The organism is Halomonas ventosae (assembly GCF_004363555.1).
Classification (GTDB): Bacteria; Pseudomonadota; Gammaproteobacteria; order Pseudomonadales; family Halomonadaceae; genus Halomonas; species Halomonas ventosae.
In genome coordinates, this window is sequence record NZ_SNZJ01000027.1 from 51,127 (window position 1) to 64,848 (window position 13,722).

Here is a 13,722-nt window from a genome sequence, read left to right on the forward strand (position 1 = left end):
AACCATTAAGGAGTTGTTCATGAACGCAGGAAACGCGCGGATGATTGGTTACGGCAAGCTGCTGCTGGCAATGCTGGTATTGGTGACGGGCTGTGCGGCCAAGGCGTCCTCCTCGGCCAACATGCAAGCTGATCTGAAGGGCTACACCCTCCCGCAGCAGCCCGCGGCCGATGAGGGTATGGTCTACGTGGTAAGCCCTGAGATGGTAGGCACACTGGTTCGCTTCAATGTCTTCCTGGATGACAAGGCAGATACCTCCGAGGTCGGTTATAACCGGGGTAAACAGCATATCTACTTCCCCGTCGAGCCGGGTCAGCACACCGTCTACTCCAAGGCAGAGAACTGGGCTTCCATCGATATCAATGTCGAGCCCGGCAATACCGTGTTCCTTCGCCAACACCCGAAAATGGGCCTGATGATGGCTCGCAACACTCTCTCCTTGCTGGATGAGTTGGAAGGTACCTACTTCGTCAAGGAGACAGGGCTGGGAACGCTCAAGCCCGCCGAGTAACCCCACCCGCTCAAGGGCCTTGCCGACCTGGATTGGCAAGGCCCACCGTCGAGACCGCCGAATATTCGCTTGGCGGCATTCCATACGTCCCTTCCATTAGGCAGCTCCATAGCTGTAGGGTCCCGGCTGATCAACATATGGGATCCTACAAATAGCGGTTCGCTTGAAACTGGAGACCGCCGTCCACGCTATCAGATCAAATATACATCGTGGTTTCATCCTGAAGATGCATGGCACCACTACCTCGCTCAGCAGTGACACTTGGCGTTTCATCAAAGCGTCTCCGGTAGGCACGTGTGAAGTGCGCCGGTTGGGTAAAACCGGTGGCCAGGGCTGCCTCGGTCACGAGGCAGCGGCTATCGGCCAACAATTGGCGTGCGCGGTCAAGACGCATCCCCAGATAGCACTGCTGCGGGGTCTCCCCGAAGTAGCGCTGAAACAGTCGCGTCAACTGACGCTGAGACTGCCCCACCAGCAGGCACACCTCGGGGATCGGTAGCGCCTGGGCCAAGTTGGCCTCCATCACGGCCAGCGTCCGCACCACGCTGCGTGGTAGCTCCCCATACCGGTGTTGCTGACTACCTCCACCATCGCCTCGCGCCCTTTCATGAACGAGCTGCCGCCCCACGGCGTCGGCCAAGGCCGGCCCGTAGGCTCGCTCTATCCACTCCAGCATCATGTCGATGCTCGCTGCCCCACCCGAGCCCGTCAGCCGCGTGGTATCGAATTCAAAGCGCGCTGGACTGATCTCCAACTCGGGGAACTCGAGACGAAAGGCGGGCACGCTCTCCCAGTGCAGTGCCACCCGGTGCCCCTCCAGCACTCCCGCCCTCGCCAGAATGAAGGGGGCGGTGTCCAGCCCACCCAGCCAGCCGCCATGGGCAGCGATGCGCCGCAACACGGCGCGATCCTGGAAGCGTACCGTCGCCTCCGCCTCGTAGGAGGAAACGACCATCAGGCGCGTGATGTCCTCCAGCGACTCCAGCGCGCCGTCCACGTCGATGCGAACGCCATTGCTGGCCACCACCGCTTCACCGTCCGCCGAGAGTAGCCGCCAGGCAAAGAGGTCACGGCCGAAGCGATTGGCCACACGCAGCGGCTCAAGCAGGCAGAACAGGGTCAGCATGGAGAAACGCGGAACCAGCCAAACGTTGAGGCTATGTTCGGCCTGCTCCGGCGTCAGCAGCGGCGGGGAATCGGGGCGTGGATAGGGCCACGCCGTTTCTGGAAAGTCTGTCATGGCGAACAGGATCAAGTCTGTGGCCAATTTAATCAAGTGATACCCGGCAGCGGCGGTTATCGTGGAACGCGACCCCGTAGCACAGTCCGTGGAGACGCCGCCATGACACACGTCACTCCCCTGGCCAATCGCCGACGCCTGGCCATCGAACACCACGGCCAGCGTGGTGAATTCGCTGCCCTATGGCTGCGCGAACGTAGCCCGGATGCCGAGACCCTGGACCCACGCACCGGCCAGCGCCTGATCGAGGCCGCCGAGCTGCCGCTGGACCTGAGCATCGAGTCCGCCGAGGTGGCGGAAGGCCGGCTTCGCCTGTGCTTCAGCGACGGTCATTGCACCGCTTTCGACCTCGCGGCGCTGTTCGACGATCAGGCCAGCGATCCTCCCCGGAAACTCTGGGATGCAGCCGGCGCACCACGCCCCGAGGCCGACTTCAGCGCTGCCCTGGCGGACGACCAGGCGCTGTCGGATATGCTCGAGGCGCTGCATCGCGATGGCTTCGTGATCGTCTCCGGGGTTCCCATCGAGACCGACGGCATGCAGCCGTTGATCGACCGTATCGGTCCGCTACGGCGCACCAACTGGGGGGGCATCGCCGACGTAAAGTCGGTGGCCGACGCCTACGACCTGACAATGACCCAGCGGGGCCTGGAGCCGCACACGGACAACCCCTACCGCGACCCCATTCCCGGCTACATCTGGCTGCACTGCCTCACCAACGCCGCCGAGGGCGGTGACAGCACCTTGGCCGATGGCTTCATGGCGGCCCGGTTGCTGCGCGAGCGAGATCCCGCTGCGTACGCTTGCCTTACCCGGGTCACCCCCGGCTTCCGCTATCGCGACGCTGACACCCACCTGGAGAGCGAGGGGCCACTGATCGAGCTGGACAGCCACGGCGACCCGGTTCGCGTGCGCTATTCCAACCGCACCGAGAGAGTTCCGGCCCTGCCCGCAGAAGAGCTAGAGACGTTCTACGCCGCTCGCCGGGCCTTCTATCAGCTGATCACAGGCCAGGAACTGACGCTGCAGCTCAAGCTCGATCCGGGCCAGATGTTGATCATGGATAACTATCGCCTGCTGCACGGCCGCAGCGCCTTCCAGCTCGCCGATGGCGTTCGTCACCTGCGCCAGGGCTACGTCGACCGCGACAGCACGACCAGCCGCCGCCGCGTGCTGCGCCAACGACTGGCCACTTCTCAAGCCCAAGGAGTCCCCGCATGAATCAGGCCCGTTTCCGCCACTTTGGCGAGGCCCAGCGCGACGACTGGGCACTGATCGATGACCGTTTCCGCGACTATGTCGCCGATGCGCCGCGCCGGGTGCTCGACCATTTGCACCGCCTGGCCGGCGACCATCACGGCTACCCGGTGGATCGCTACGAGCACAGCCTGCAGACGGCAACCCGGGCGCTGCGCGACGGCGCCGACGAGGAGATGATCGTCTGCGCGCTGCTCCACGACATCGGCGACGACCTGGCGCCGGCCAACCATGCCGAGATTGCCGCGGCCATCCTCGAGCCCTTCGTCGACCCGCTAAACGCCTGGATGATTCGCCACCACGAGCTCTTCCAGGGCTATCACTACCGCCACTTTTTCGGCCAGGATCCTCACGCCCGCGAGCAGTACCGCGACCATCCGGCCTATGAACGCACCGTGCGCTTCTGCGACCACTGGGACCAGGCCAGCTTCGACCCCGACTACGACACCCTCCCCCTCGAACACTTCGTGCCCATGGTGGAGAAGGTGCTGGGACGTACACCCCGCGGCGGTCTACCCGAGCCGCTCTCCGAGGAGGCACTGCGATGAGCCGGACCTGCGCCCAACAGCTGCTGCACCTGCTGGAAGCCTATGGCGTGGATACCGCCTTCGGCATCCCCGGGGTGCATACCATCGAGCTCTACCGCGCCCTGGGCGACAGCGCGATCCGCCATGTCACCCCGCGCCACGAACAGGGTGCCGGCTTCATGGCCGATGGCTACGCCCGGGCCAGCGGCCGTCCGGCGGCCTGCTTCATCATCACCGGCCCCGGCATGACCAATATCGCCACCGCCATGGGCCAGGCCCTGGCCGATTCGGTGCCGATGCTGGTGATCTCCAGCGTCAACCGCCGTGACACCCTGGGGCGCGGTCAGGGGCGCCTGCATGAGCTGCCCAGTCAGCAACAGACTCTGGCCGGCGTCAGTGTCTTCAGCCACACCCTGCATGATCCGGCGGCACTACCGGAGATCCTGGCCCGCGCCTTCGCGATCTTCCGCGGCGCGCGTCCGGGACCGGTGCACATCGAGATTCCCATCGACCTGTTCGATGCTCCGGTCCCCGAGTCTGCGCCGCGCCCGATCGAGGTATTTCCCCCGGCGCCCGCCCCGGCCGCCATTACTCGAATCGCCGAATGGATGACCAGCGCCGAGCGCCCCCTGCTGCTGCTGGGCGGGGGCTGCGTCGCCGCTCCTGACGCCGCCCGCGCACTGGTGGAGCGCCTGCAGGCCCCGACTCTTACCACCATCAATGCCAAGGGCGTGCTGGGCCAGGATCACCCCCAGGATCTGGGGGCCACCGCCAGCCTGCCCGCCGCGCGTCGGCTGGCGGCCGAGGCCGACGTCATCCTGGCGCTGGGCACCGAGCTTGGCGAGACCGACTATGACCTGGTGTTCGATGAGGGCTTCCGCCTCACCGGGCGGCTGATCCGGGTGGACATCGACCCCCAGCAGCTGGGCCGCAACCACGCCGCCGATCTGGCCCTGGTGGCCGACGCCGGCGAGACCCTGACCGCCCTGTTACGGGCGCTGCCCGAGGCTCGCGCCGACGATGGTCGTGCCGCGGCGGTTCGCCGTGAGCTGGCCTTGGCCAAAGACCCCGAGCTGACACCCTATGTGCCACTCTACGCCACCCTGCAGGCAACGCTTCCCGAGGCGATCCTGGTAGGTGATTCCACCGGGCCGGTTTACGCCGGCAACTTTCTCGCCTCCTTGCCCGCGCCACGTCGCTGGTTCAATGCCGCCACGGGCTACGGCACCCTCGGCTATGGCCTGCCCGCCTCCCTGGGCGCCGCCCTCGCCTGTCCGCAGCGGCCCGTCGTGGCCTTGGTCGGCGACGGTGGCCTGCAGTTCGTGATCGGCGAGCTGGCCACCGCCCGCGACCTCGACCAGCCCGTGGCAGTGGTGATCTGGAACAACCAGGGCTACGACGAAATTCGCCGCTACATGGCCATGAACGAAGTGCCCCAACTTGGCGTCGACCTGACGGCACCGGATTTCGCCGGACTGGCCGACGCCTATGCCTGCCGCTATCTGAAGGCGGGCGATCCGACGACCCTCGGCGACGCCCTCGGGCAGCTGGGCGCGGCGCACTCACCGCTGCTCATCGAGGTCGATGCCGAGGCCTGGATGGCAGCCACTCGATGATCGCGACCGACAATTCACACACGAGGTTTCCTGACATGCGTAGATCCGCTCTCCTGACCGCCCTGGCGCTCACCAGCCTACTGCCGCTCACTGCACAGGCGGCACAGGACGCCAGCATCGAGCTGCGCCTGGTAGTGCCTCCCTGGCCAGGGGTGACGGTGAAGTCGGAGATTTTCGCCCAGCTGGCCGAACCACTCGGCTACCGGGTCGAGGCCCTGGAGATCAGCTCGACGGTGGGCTACCAGACCCTGCAGAGCGGCGAAAGCGACGCCTTTCTGGCCGGTTGGCTGCCTTCCCAGCAGAAAAGCTACGACGCCGCCATGGAGCAGGGCAACATCGTCGACCTGGGCAACAACGTGACCGGCGCCCGGATGGGCTTCGCGGTACCAGGCTACGTCCATGATGCCGGCGTCACCCACGCCAAACAGCTGGCGGACCCGGACATTCGCGAGCGCTTCGGTGCCGAGATCTATTCCATCGAAAGTGGCTCCACGGTAAGCGACCACCTCCACGGCGCCGTCGAGGCCGATACCTACGGGCTCAGCGGCTGGACCCTGCGGGAGTCCTCGACGCCGGGGATGCTGGCCGAGGTGGATGCCGCCAGGCGCGATGAGCGCTGGATCCTCTTCTACGGCTGGACGCCCCACTGGATGGCACCAGTGCATGACATGGAGATCCTCGACGATCCGGCTGGGGTCTTCGGCGAAGACAATGGTCGCAGTGATGTGCGCACCATCGTGGCCCGTGACTACCAAGAGTCCCACCCCAACATGGCCCGCCTGCTGGACCAATTCGAACTGACCGCCGACGAACAGAGCGCGTTCATCCAGGCGTACAGCCTTGAAGAGGGCGAACTGGCGAGCGTCGCCCGCGAGTGGCTGCAGGCCCATCCCGATCGGGTGGCCAGCTTCATCGACGGCGTCAACACCCACGACGGCGAGCCTGGCCTGGCGGCGGTTCGCGCCAGCCTGAAGTGATACTTACCGGGCCGGCGGGAAGCCGGCCTCAGCGCTTCCGAGAGTGAGGAATGCTATGCGCTATTCACGACTGACCGACCGCATCGCCGGCGAGGGGGCTGCGGCCTGGGATATCCACTACCGCGCCCTGGAACGTCAAGCCGCCGGCGAGGAGATCACGGTGCTCTCGGTGGGCGACCCCGACTTCAATACCCCGGCGCCCATCGTGGAGAGCGCCGTCGACAGCCTGCGCGGCGGCGCCACCCACTACCCCGACGTGCAGGGCAAGCTGGCGCTGCGCCAGGCCATTGCCGCCGACTATCGCCGCCAGGGCCTCGAGGTGGGGCCTGATAACGTCATTGTCATGGCCGGCGCCCAGTGCGGTCTCTATGCCGCAGCCCAGTGCCTGCTCGACCCCGGCGACGAGGTACTGGTGCCCGAGCCCGGCTATGTCACCTATGAAGCGGTACTACGCGCCACCGGCGCCGAACTGGTGCAGGTGCCGCTGCGTGGCGAGGCGGACTTCCACCTGGAGCCGGCAGCCCTGGAGGCGGCTATCACCCCGCGGACCCGCGCCATCCTGCTCAATAGCCCCCACAATCCCACAGGACAGCTGATCGACGCGGCGAAATGGGAGGCCATCGCCGAGCTGTGCCGTCGTCACGACCTGTGGCTGATCTCCGACGAGGTCTATGCAGAGCTGATCTTCGAGGGCCAGCATCTCTGCCCCGCCACACTGGCTGGCATGGCCGAGCGCACTGTGGTGATCAGCAGCCTCTCCAAATCCCATGCCATGACCGGCTGGCGTCTGGGCTGGATTGTGGGCCCCGAACCGCTGATCCACCATCTGACCCACCTGGCGCTCTGCATGCTCTATGGCTGCCCGGACTTCATCCAGGACGCCGCCTGCGCCGCTCTCGAGGCCCCTCCCGCCGAGCTCGGCGCGATGCGTGAAGTATACCGCGCACGCCGCGACACGGTCTGTGAGGCGCTCGCCGAGAGCCCCGCGGTCACGGCGATCCGCCCGCCGGCGGGAATGTTCCTGATGGTGGATATTCGTGCGACCGGCCTCTCCTCGCAGGCCTTCGCCGATCGCCTGCTCGATGAGGAAGGTATCTCGGTGCTCTCCGGCGAGGCCTTCGGGCCCTCGGCGGCGGGCTTCGTCCGTCTCAGTCTTACCGTGGAGGCCGAGCGCCTGGCCGCGGCCAGCCACCGCCTGGCGGCCTGCGCCGAACGTGCTCGTGCCGAACTGTCACCCACCCAGGCCTCGGAGGCCTCTTGCCTATGACATCATCGCTAGAGCTCTCCCCCTCTCCGCAGGCCGCCACCGCCCCGGCGGTAGTGGCCGACCACCTGATCAAGCATTTTGGCGATCTGGAGGTGCTCAAGGGCGTCTCCCTCGAGGTTCCCGAAGGCACCGTCACGTCCATCATCGGCGCCAGCGGCTCCGGCAAGAGCACCCTGCTGCGCTGCATGAACCTGCTGGAAAGACCCGACCAGGGCGAGTTGGCGATTGCGGATGAGGCGATTCGTTTCACCCGCAATTCCCAGGGCGACATCATCGGTCTGGACCGGCGGCAGCTACAGCGACTGCGCGCCAAGGTCACCATGGTCTTCCAGCAGTTCAATCTCTGGCCTCACCTGACCGTGCTGGGCAACGTCATCGAGGCCCCCATGCGAGTCAAGGGGCTCTCCCGCAAGCGGGCCACCGCGCTGGGCGAGCACTACCTCGAGCGGGTCGGCATGGCCGACCGGCGCGACGCCTACCCTGCCTTCCTCTCCGGCGGCCAACAGCAGCGCGTGGCCATCGCCCGTGCGCTGGCCATGGAGCCACGCCTGCTGCTCTTCGACGAACCCACCTCGGCACTGGACCCGGAACGGGTCAACGAAGTGCTCGGAGTGATCCGCGGCCTCGCCGACGAGGGCCGCACCATGCTGCTGGTCACCCACGAGATGCACTTTGCCCGCGAGGTCTCCGACCAGCTGGTCTATCTCGACCAGGGCCGCATCGCCGCCTCGGGCACCCCGGATGACGTCTTCGATGACCCCCGCTGCCGCCAGTTCATGGCGCCGGCAGCCTGAACGCTCCACCAACCATAACGACAGGAGAAGTCGATGAAATTTCCGATGATGATTGCCACCGCGGTAACCGCCCTGGGCCTTGGCCAAGCTGCCCAGGCCGGTGATCCCCTCCAGGTGGGCATCTCCGGCGAACCCTATCCGCCCTTCACCTACAAGGCCGCCAGCGGCGACTGGACCGGCTTCGAGGTGGAACTGGCTCACGCGATCTGCGCGGCCATGGAGCGCGAGTGCGAGATCGCGCCCACTGGCTGGAGCGGCATCATCCCCTCGCTCAAGGCCGGCCGCATCGACATGATCATGAATTCCATGTCGATCACCGAGAAGCGCCAGCGGGTCATCGACTTCACCCGCCCCTACTACTTCACCCCGGGCTCATACGTGGCGGCCAGCGAGCGCGACCTCGACATCCCCGACGGCCTGGACGGCCTGGTGATGGGCGTGCAGAGCGCCACCACCAACGCCACCTATGCACGGCGCGAACTGCGCGACAGCGGCGTGGAGATCCGCCTTTACGACCAGGCGGAGCAGGTCAACAACGACCTGCTGGCCGGGCGGCTCGACGTGATCCTGGCCGACGAGATCGCCATGGTGCAGTTCCTCGAGCGCGACGAGGCCGAAGGTTTCGAGATCAAGGCCACCGCCCCGCAACACGCGGCCTATGGCGAGGGTATCGGCATCGGTCTGCGCCAGGAAGACGACGCCCTGGAAGCCGACCTCAACGAGGCAGTCGCCGCGGTGATTGAAGACGGCACCTGTGCCAGCCTTTCCGAGGAGTACCTGGGCACCGACGTCTGCGTCTACGACTGAGGCTTAACCAGCCAGTCATCGCATCCCCCGACGCTGCCGGCGTCGGGGGCGCTTCGTCCTGTGACCAAGGAAAGACTCGACAATGACTGCCATGACACCGGAGGGGCTCGGCGACTGGGCCGGGCCCATCCTGAGCGGCGCCCTGACCACGGTGCAGATCGCCGTGCTGGCCTACGCCATCGGCCTGGTGCTGGGGTTGCTGGGGGCCGGCGCAAAGCTCAGCCCCTGGGCGCCCTTACGTGGCGTGGCCACCGCCTACTCGACGCTGATCCGGGCGGTACCCGAGCTGCTGCTGATCATTCTGCTCTACTATGCCGGTCCCCAGGCACTGGATGCCTTGCTGGCACGCTTGGGAATCGCCGGTGCCGTGCAGATCACCGGCTTCGCCACTGCCGTGGGCGTGCTGGCCTTCGTCCAGGGGGCCTACATGACCGAGGTGTTCCGCGGCGCCATCCTCGCCATCCCGCAGGGCCAGCTGGAGGCCGCGGACGCCTTCGGCTTCTCGCGCTGGACGCGCTTTCATCGCTTCATACTGCCGGCCATGTTGCCCAACGCCCTGCCGGGCATGTCCAACCTGTGGCTGATCCTGATCAAGGACACCGCCCTGATCAGCGTGATCGGCTTCAACGAGCTGTTCTTCACCATCCAGCAAGCCGCTGCCAGCAGCCGCGCCTACTTCCTCTTTTATGCCGCCGCCGGCGTCATCTACCTGCTGATGACCCTGACCTCCACGGCGCTGTTTGCCCGCCTCGAGCGCTATGTGCGCCGTGGCCAACCCACGGAGGCCTGAGATGGACTTTTCCTGGCTGAGTGATCCCTTCTATCAGGGCTACCTGTGGGAGGGCTTCGTCAATACCCTGTGGCTGCTGCTGGTCTCTTCAGTGGGCGGTCTGATCCTCGCCGTGGGGGTGGCCCTGGCTCGACTTCGCGGACCGCAGCCTCTCGTCTGGCTGGCCTGGGCCTTCACGACTATGATCCGTGGCACCCCGCTGCTCGTGCAGCTGTTCTTCTTCTACTACGGGGTGGGACGCCTGCTGGAAGGGGTACCGGGCATGCGTGACAGCGTCCTCTGGCCGTTACTGAGCGATCCCTTCTTCTTCGGCGCCCTGACCTTCATCCTCAGTGTCGGCGCCTACTCCGGCGAGGTGATCCGTGGCGCCATGCAGAGCGTGCCTCGCGGCGAGCTGGAGGCCGGACGCGCCTTCGGTCTCTCCGGTTTCCAGGTGCTCTATCGGCTGTGGCTGCCACGGGCCATCCAGCTTTGCCTGCCGACGCTGACCGGCGAGATGATCCTGCTGCTCAAGTCGGTACCCCTGGTCTCCACCATCGCCCTGATGGACCTGCTGCAAGCCGCCAATATCATTCGCGACGAGACCTTTCTGGTCTACGAGCCCCTGCTGCTGATCGCCGGCATCTACCTGGCCACCACCATCGTGCTGACCCTGCTGCTGCGCCTGGTGGAACTCAATTTCCCCGGCATGCGCCCGACCCGGCGCCGCTGGTTGCCCATTCGCTGAGCAAGACGAGGCCTTATGCACGTATTGAACGAGCAGTTTATCGACAATGCCTGGGTAGACAGCCACGCCGAGGCTCGCCTCCCGCTGCTGGACCCGTTTCATGAGGCGGTGATCGGAGAGGTGACCCGCGGCGACCCCTTGGATGTCGATGCGGCGGTGGCCGCCGCACGCCGCGCCTTGCCCGACTGGCGCGACACTCCGGAAGCCCGCCGCGGCGAGCACCTGGAGGCCATCGCCGCGGGGCTCGAGGCGCGCCGCGAGGGCCTGGCCGAACTGTCGAGTCGCAACAGCGGCAAGCCCCTGGCCGAGGCCCACCAGGACCTGGACGACGCCATCGCCTGCTATCGCTACTACGCCACCCAGGCCCGGGCTCTGGGCAAGCGCCAGGGCCAGGCCGATGCGAGCGGCATCGAGGGGTTTTCGGCACGCCGTTACTGGGATCCCGTCGGCGTGGTGGGGCTGATCACTCCCTGGAACTTCCCCCTGGTCAGCAGCGCCTGGAAGCTGGCTCCCGCGCTCGCTGCCGGCTGCACGGTGGTGTTCAAGCCCTCCGAGGTCACGCCCCTGCCAGAGCGGGTGCTGGCGGAGGTCGTGATTGAGGCGGGGCTGCCCCCGGGGGTGGTCAATCTGCTGCACGGCGACGGCGAAGGGATCGGCGCGCCCTTGAGCCGCCACCCTGGCATCGACAAGTTCTCCTTCACCGGCAGCAACCCGGTGGGCGAAAAGGTGATGCAGGCCGCCGCCAGCGGGGTGCGGCCCGTCTCCCTGGAGTTGGGCGGCAAGTCGCCGATCCTGGTCACCGAAGATGCCGACCTGGAGCTCACCTGCGACCTGGTGATGGCCGGCATCTGCTATAACGCCGGCCAGATGTGTTCTGCCACCAGCCGGTTACTGGTGCACGAGCGCCTGGCGGACGACCTGTATGCGGCCATCGACGCCGAAATGGCCGCACTGCGTCCGGGCGCCCCCCTGGCCGAGGGGACAGATATGGGGCCGCTGGTCAGCGCCATGCAGCGCGATCGGGTGCAACGCTATCTGGCCCTGGCCGACCGGGAGGGTCTGCACAGCGAGACGCCCGCCGTTGCCCTGCCCGAGCAAGGGTTCTTCGTGACGCCGCGCCTCTACCGTGACGTGCCGCCCAGCAGCCGGTTATGGCGAGAGGAGATCTTCGGGCCAGTTCTCTGTGCCCGGCGGGTCGCCGACGACGAGGAGGCCATCGCCCTGGCCAACGACAGCGATTTCGGCCTGGCAGCCACCGTGGTGGCCGGTGACCCGGACCGCGCCGAGGCCATCGCACGGCGCCTGGAGGTGGGCAACGTCTGGTGCAACTGCGATCAGGTGGCCCCGCCCCACTCAAGCTGGGGCGGCATGAAGCGCAGCGGCATCGGCCGCGAACTCGGACAGACAGGACTCGACGCCTACCTCGAGCCCAAGCGCATCACCTGCCGGGCAGCGACGTGAGCTGCCGGACTGCTTCCGGGTGGTGTCTGACGGTGATCGGCCTGGTCGCCATTGGGCTGCTGTTGGCCAGTGGCCTCACCACACGGCAGACCACGTGGTTCGCCGCCGCCCTGGCGCTGAGCGGCTCCATCCCGGTGATGACCGCCGGGGTGGTGCTAGCACTGTGTTGCGAGATCCGCCGAGCCACACGCAACGCCCAGCGAGCCAAACGGCGCGACCCTGCGGGACGCCGCCGCGGGCCGGTGCCTGGTCTATCCTTTCCCGAACTATGAGACTCCAGCCTCCCGACACCGCCCCCGAGCGCATCGGCTTCCTGCTGCTGCCGCGCTTCGCCATGGTGGCCTTCTTCTCGGCCATCGAGCCGCTGCGCATCGCCAACCGCATCGGCGGCCGGACGCTGTTCGAGTGGGAGCTGATCAGCCGCGACGGCAAGCCGGTGGTGGCCTCCAACGGCATGCCCCTGGCGACCACCTGCGCGTTGGCCGAGGCGCCGATCACGCCGAGCCTGGCGGTATGTGCCAGCTTCGAGCCCGAGCACGGCATCGATGACGAGCTGACCGCCTGGCTGCGCGAGCGAGCCGCAGCCGGCTGCGTGCTGGGCGGCATGGATACCGGCTGCTATGCGCTGGCCGCCGCCGGGCTGCTCGATGACCAGACAGTGACCCTGCACTGGGAGTCGCTGCCCGACTTCCGCGCTCGGTTTCCCCGAGTCGACGCCGTAGAGTCACTCTTCGAGGTCACCCCGGAGGGATTCTCCTGTGCCGGCGGCAGCGCCGCCATCGACATGAGCCTCGACCTGATCCGGCGCCGTCATGGCAAGGCCCTGGCCGACCGGGTCCGGGAGCAGCTGATCCACGATCAGGGGCGCCAACCGGCCAGCCGCCAGCGTGGCAGTCCGGGGCAGGACGTCGACCCCCTGCTCAATCGTGCCATCGCCCTGATGGACGCCCACCTGGAAGCACCACTGAGCATCCAGTCGATAGCCGACGAGCTGGGGCTCGGCTGGCGAGGCCTGGAGCGTCTCTTCGAGCGCTCCCTGGCCTGCACGCCTCAGCGATACTACGGGGAACTCCGTCTGGCGCATGCCCACCGGCTGCTGCTGGAGACGCGACACCCGGTCATCCAGATCGCCCTGGCCTGCGGCTTCGCCTCGGCCTCCAGCTTCACCCGCGCCTTCCACCGCCACCATGGCGTGACGCCCAGCCAGCTTCGGCGGCGTCACCGGCCGGACTGACTGTCGAATTGGGCACAGTTCCTGTCGAATCGCGTCGCATGAGGGCTCACGTTGACGGGCACCCTAGGGATTACCACAACGCCATCGGGAGCCCCCCTGCCATGACCTCACTGCCGTTAACCCCCGACTATAATGTCTGGCCCATCGAGGCCGACCTCGAGAGTGTCTCCTTCACGCCGCGCCTGGTGACGGTGCGCTGGCGCGACGGCCGCGAGAGCCGCTATCACGGCGTCTGGCTGCGCGAGAACGCCGCCGATGACTCCACCATCAACCCGGCGACCCGCGAGCGCATCCTGGATCTCTCCACCCTGCCCGCCTGGCCGGAGATCGCCGGCGCGGGGATCGACGCCGCCGGCGCACTGTGCGTGGACTTCGCCCCCGAGGATCGTCGACTGCGCTTTCACCCCGGCTGGCTGCGTGCCCACGACTACGACAACGCCGAGGACCCCGAGGCGCCGCTGGTGCCGGTGACGACCTGGGAGGGCGGCCCTGAGGCGGGACCCGACACCCTCGA

General features: G+C 67.0%; 13 protein-coding genes and 1 pseudogene. 13 read left to right on the forward strand and 1 reads right to left on the reverse strand.

The window, feature by feature from the left end; genetic code table 11:
- Positions 1–19 precede the first annotated feature (19 nt).
- The gene (locus DFP85_RS17960; protein ID WP_208108546.1) at positions 20–511 is read left to right on the forward strand and encodes a hypothetical protein; all 492 of its coding nucleotides are present in this window, start codon (positions 20–22) and stop codon (positions 509–511) included.
- Between the two features lie 196 nt (positions 512–707).
- On the opposite strand, the gene DFP85_RS17965 is transcribed toward DFP85_RS17960, so the two are convergent.
- On the reverse strand, positions 708–1,751 hold the full coding sequence (locus DFP85_RS17965; protein WP_133637799.1) for a GlxA family transcriptional regulator: 1,044 nt from the start codon (positions 1,749–1,751) through the stop codon (positions 708–710).
- Positions 1,752–1,853: 102 nt separating this feature from the next.
- Between DFP85_RS17965 and tmpA the strand changes: the two genes are divergently transcribed.
- From tmpA to DFP85_RS18025, 12 genes and pseudogenes are all read left to right on the forward strand, one after another.
- Complete coding sequence (gene tmpA, locus DFP85_RS17970; protein ID WP_133637787.1) at positions 1,854–2,972, forward strand: 2-trimethylaminoethylphosphonate dioxygenase; 1,119 nt, start codon at positions 1,854–1,856, stop codon at positions 2,970–2,972.
- A complete protein-coding gene (locus DFP85_RS17975) occupies positions 2,969–3,556 on the forward strand; it encodes an HD domain-containing protein (RefSeq protein WP_133637788.1) in 588 nt (195 codons plus the stop codon). The genes tmpA and DFP85_RS17975 overlap by 4 nt, the downstream gene beginning before the upstream one ends.
- Positions 3,553–5,151 (forward strand): 5-guanidino-2-oxopentanoate decarboxylase, encoded by a 1,599-nt coding sequence (locus DFP85_RS17980; RefSeq protein ID WP_133637789.1) that lies wholly within the window; start codon positions 3,553–3,555, stop codon positions 5,149–5,151. The genes DFP85_RS17975 and DFP85_RS17980 overlap by 4 nt, the downstream gene beginning before the upstream one ends.
- Positions 5,152–5,186: 35 nt before the next feature.
- Positions 5,187–6,128 carry a glycine betaine ABC transporter substrate-binding protein gene (locus DFP85_RS17985; RefSeq protein ID WP_133637790.1) on the forward strand — a complete coding sequence of 314 codons (942 nt, stop codon included), beginning with the start codon at positions 5,187–5,189 and terminating at the stop codon, positions 6,126–6,128.
- A 55-nt stretch (positions 6,129–6,183) separates the two neighbouring features.
- Positions 6,184–7,395 (forward strand): pyridoxal phosphate-dependent aminotransferase, encoded by a 1,212-nt coding sequence (locus DFP85_RS17990; RefSeq protein WP_133637791.1) that lies wholly within the window; start codon positions 6,184–6,186, stop codon positions 7,393–7,395.
- Positions 7,392–8,189 carry an ABC transporter ATP-binding protein gene (locus tag DFP85_RS17995; protein WP_133637792.1) on the forward strand — a complete coding sequence of 266 codons (798 nt, stop codon included), beginning with the start codon at positions 7,392–7,394 and terminating at the stop codon, positions 8,187–8,189. The genes DFP85_RS17990 and DFP85_RS17995 overlap by 4 nt, the downstream gene beginning before the upstream one ends.
- Before the next feature lie 33 nt (positions 8,190–8,222).
- Entirely contained in the window at positions 8,223–8,996 is a 774-nt protein-coding gene (locus DFP85_RS18000; protein WP_166644661.1) for a transporter substrate-binding domain-containing protein, read from the forward strand.
- A gap of 82 nt (positions 8,997–9,078) precedes the next feature.
- Positions 9,079–9,786, forward strand: a complete 708-nt coding sequence (locus DFP85_RS18005) for an ABC transporter permease (protein ID WP_133637793.1) — start codon at positions 9,079–9,081, stop codon at positions 9,784–9,786.
- Position 9,787: 1 nt separating this feature from the next.
- The gene (locus DFP85_RS18010) at positions 9,788–10,513 is read left to right on the forward strand and encodes an ABC transporter permease (protein WP_133637794.1); all 726 of its coding nucleotides are present in this window, start codon (positions 9,788–9,790) and stop codon (positions 10,511–10,513) included.
- 15 nt (positions 10,514–10,528) lie between these two features.
- Complete coding sequence (locus DFP85_RS18015; RefSeq protein ID WP_133637795.1) at positions 10,529–11,974, forward strand: aldehyde dehydrogenase family protein; 1,446 nt, start codon at positions 10,529–10,531, stop codon at positions 11,972–11,974.
- A gap of 268 nt (positions 11,975–12,242) precedes the next feature.
- Positions 12,243–13,208: a GlxA family transcriptional regulator gene (locus DFP85_RS18020; RefSeq protein WP_133637796.1), complete on the forward strand. Its 966-nt coding sequence runs from the start codon at positions 12,243–12,245 to the stop codon at positions 13,206–13,208.
- A gap of 101 nt (positions 13,209–13,309) precedes the next feature.
- Positions 13,310–13,722, forward strand: a pseudogene (locus tag DFP85_RS18025) (TauD/TfdA family dioxygenase); the annotation flags it as partial.

What these genes read in the sequence shown, in the direction of transcription:
- DFP85_RS17985 (WP_133637790.1), top strand. Translation starts at nt 5,187, where the DNA reads ATGCGTAGATCCGCTCTCCTGACCGCCCTGGCGCTCACCAGCCTACTG.
- DFP85_RS17975 (WP_133637788.1), top strand. Translation starts at nt 2,969, where the DNA reads ATGAATCAGGCCCGTTTCCGCCACTTTGGCGAGGCCCAGCGCGACGAC.
- DFP85_RS18015 (WP_133637795.1), top strand. Translation starts at nt 10,529, where the DNA reads ATGCACGTATTGAACGAGCAGTTTATCGACAATGCCTGGGTAGACAGC.
- DFP85_RS17965 (WP_133637799.1), bottom strand. Translation starts at nt 1,751, where the DNA reads ATGACAGACTTTCCAGAAACGGCGTGGCCCTATCCACGCCCCGATTCC.
- DFP85_RS18020 (WP_133637796.1), top strand. Translation starts at nt 12,243, where the DNA reads ATGAGACTCCAGCCTCCCGACACCGCCCCCGAGCGCATCGGCTTCCTG.
- DFP85_RS17995 (WP_133637792.1), top strand. Translation starts at nt 7,392, where the DNA reads ATGACATCATCGCTAGAGCTCTCCCCCTCTCCGCAGGCCGCCACCGCC.
- DFP85_RS18010 (WP_133637794.1), top strand. Translation starts at nt 9,788, where the DNA reads ATGGACTTTTCCTGGCTGAGTGATCCCTTCTATCAGGGCTACCTGTGG.
- tmpA (WP_133637787.1), top strand. Translation starts at nt 1,854, where the DNA reads ATGACACACGTCACTCCCCTGGCCAATCGCCGACGCCTGGCCATCGAA.
- DFP85_RS18000 (WP_166644661.1), top strand. Translation starts at nt 8,223, where the DNA reads ATGAAATTTCCGATGATGATTGCCACCGCGGTAACCGCCCTGGGCCTT.
- DFP85_RS17980 (WP_133637789.1), top strand. Translation starts at nt 3,553, where the DNA reads ATGAGCCGGACCTGCGCCCAACAGCTGCTGCACCTGCTGGAAGCCTAT.
- DFP85_RS17960 (WP_208108546.1), top strand. Translation starts at nt 20, where the DNA reads ATGAACGCAGGAAACGCGCGGATGATTGGTTACGGCAAGCTGCTGCTG.
- DFP85_RS18005 (WP_133637793.1), top strand. Translation starts at nt 9,079, where the DNA reads ATGACTGCCATGACACCGGAGGGGCTCGGCGACTGGGCCGGGCCCATC.
- DFP85_RS17990 (WP_133637791.1), top strand. Translation starts at nt 6,184, where the DNA reads ATGCGCTATTCACGACTGACCGACCGCATCGCCGGCGAGGGGGCTGCG.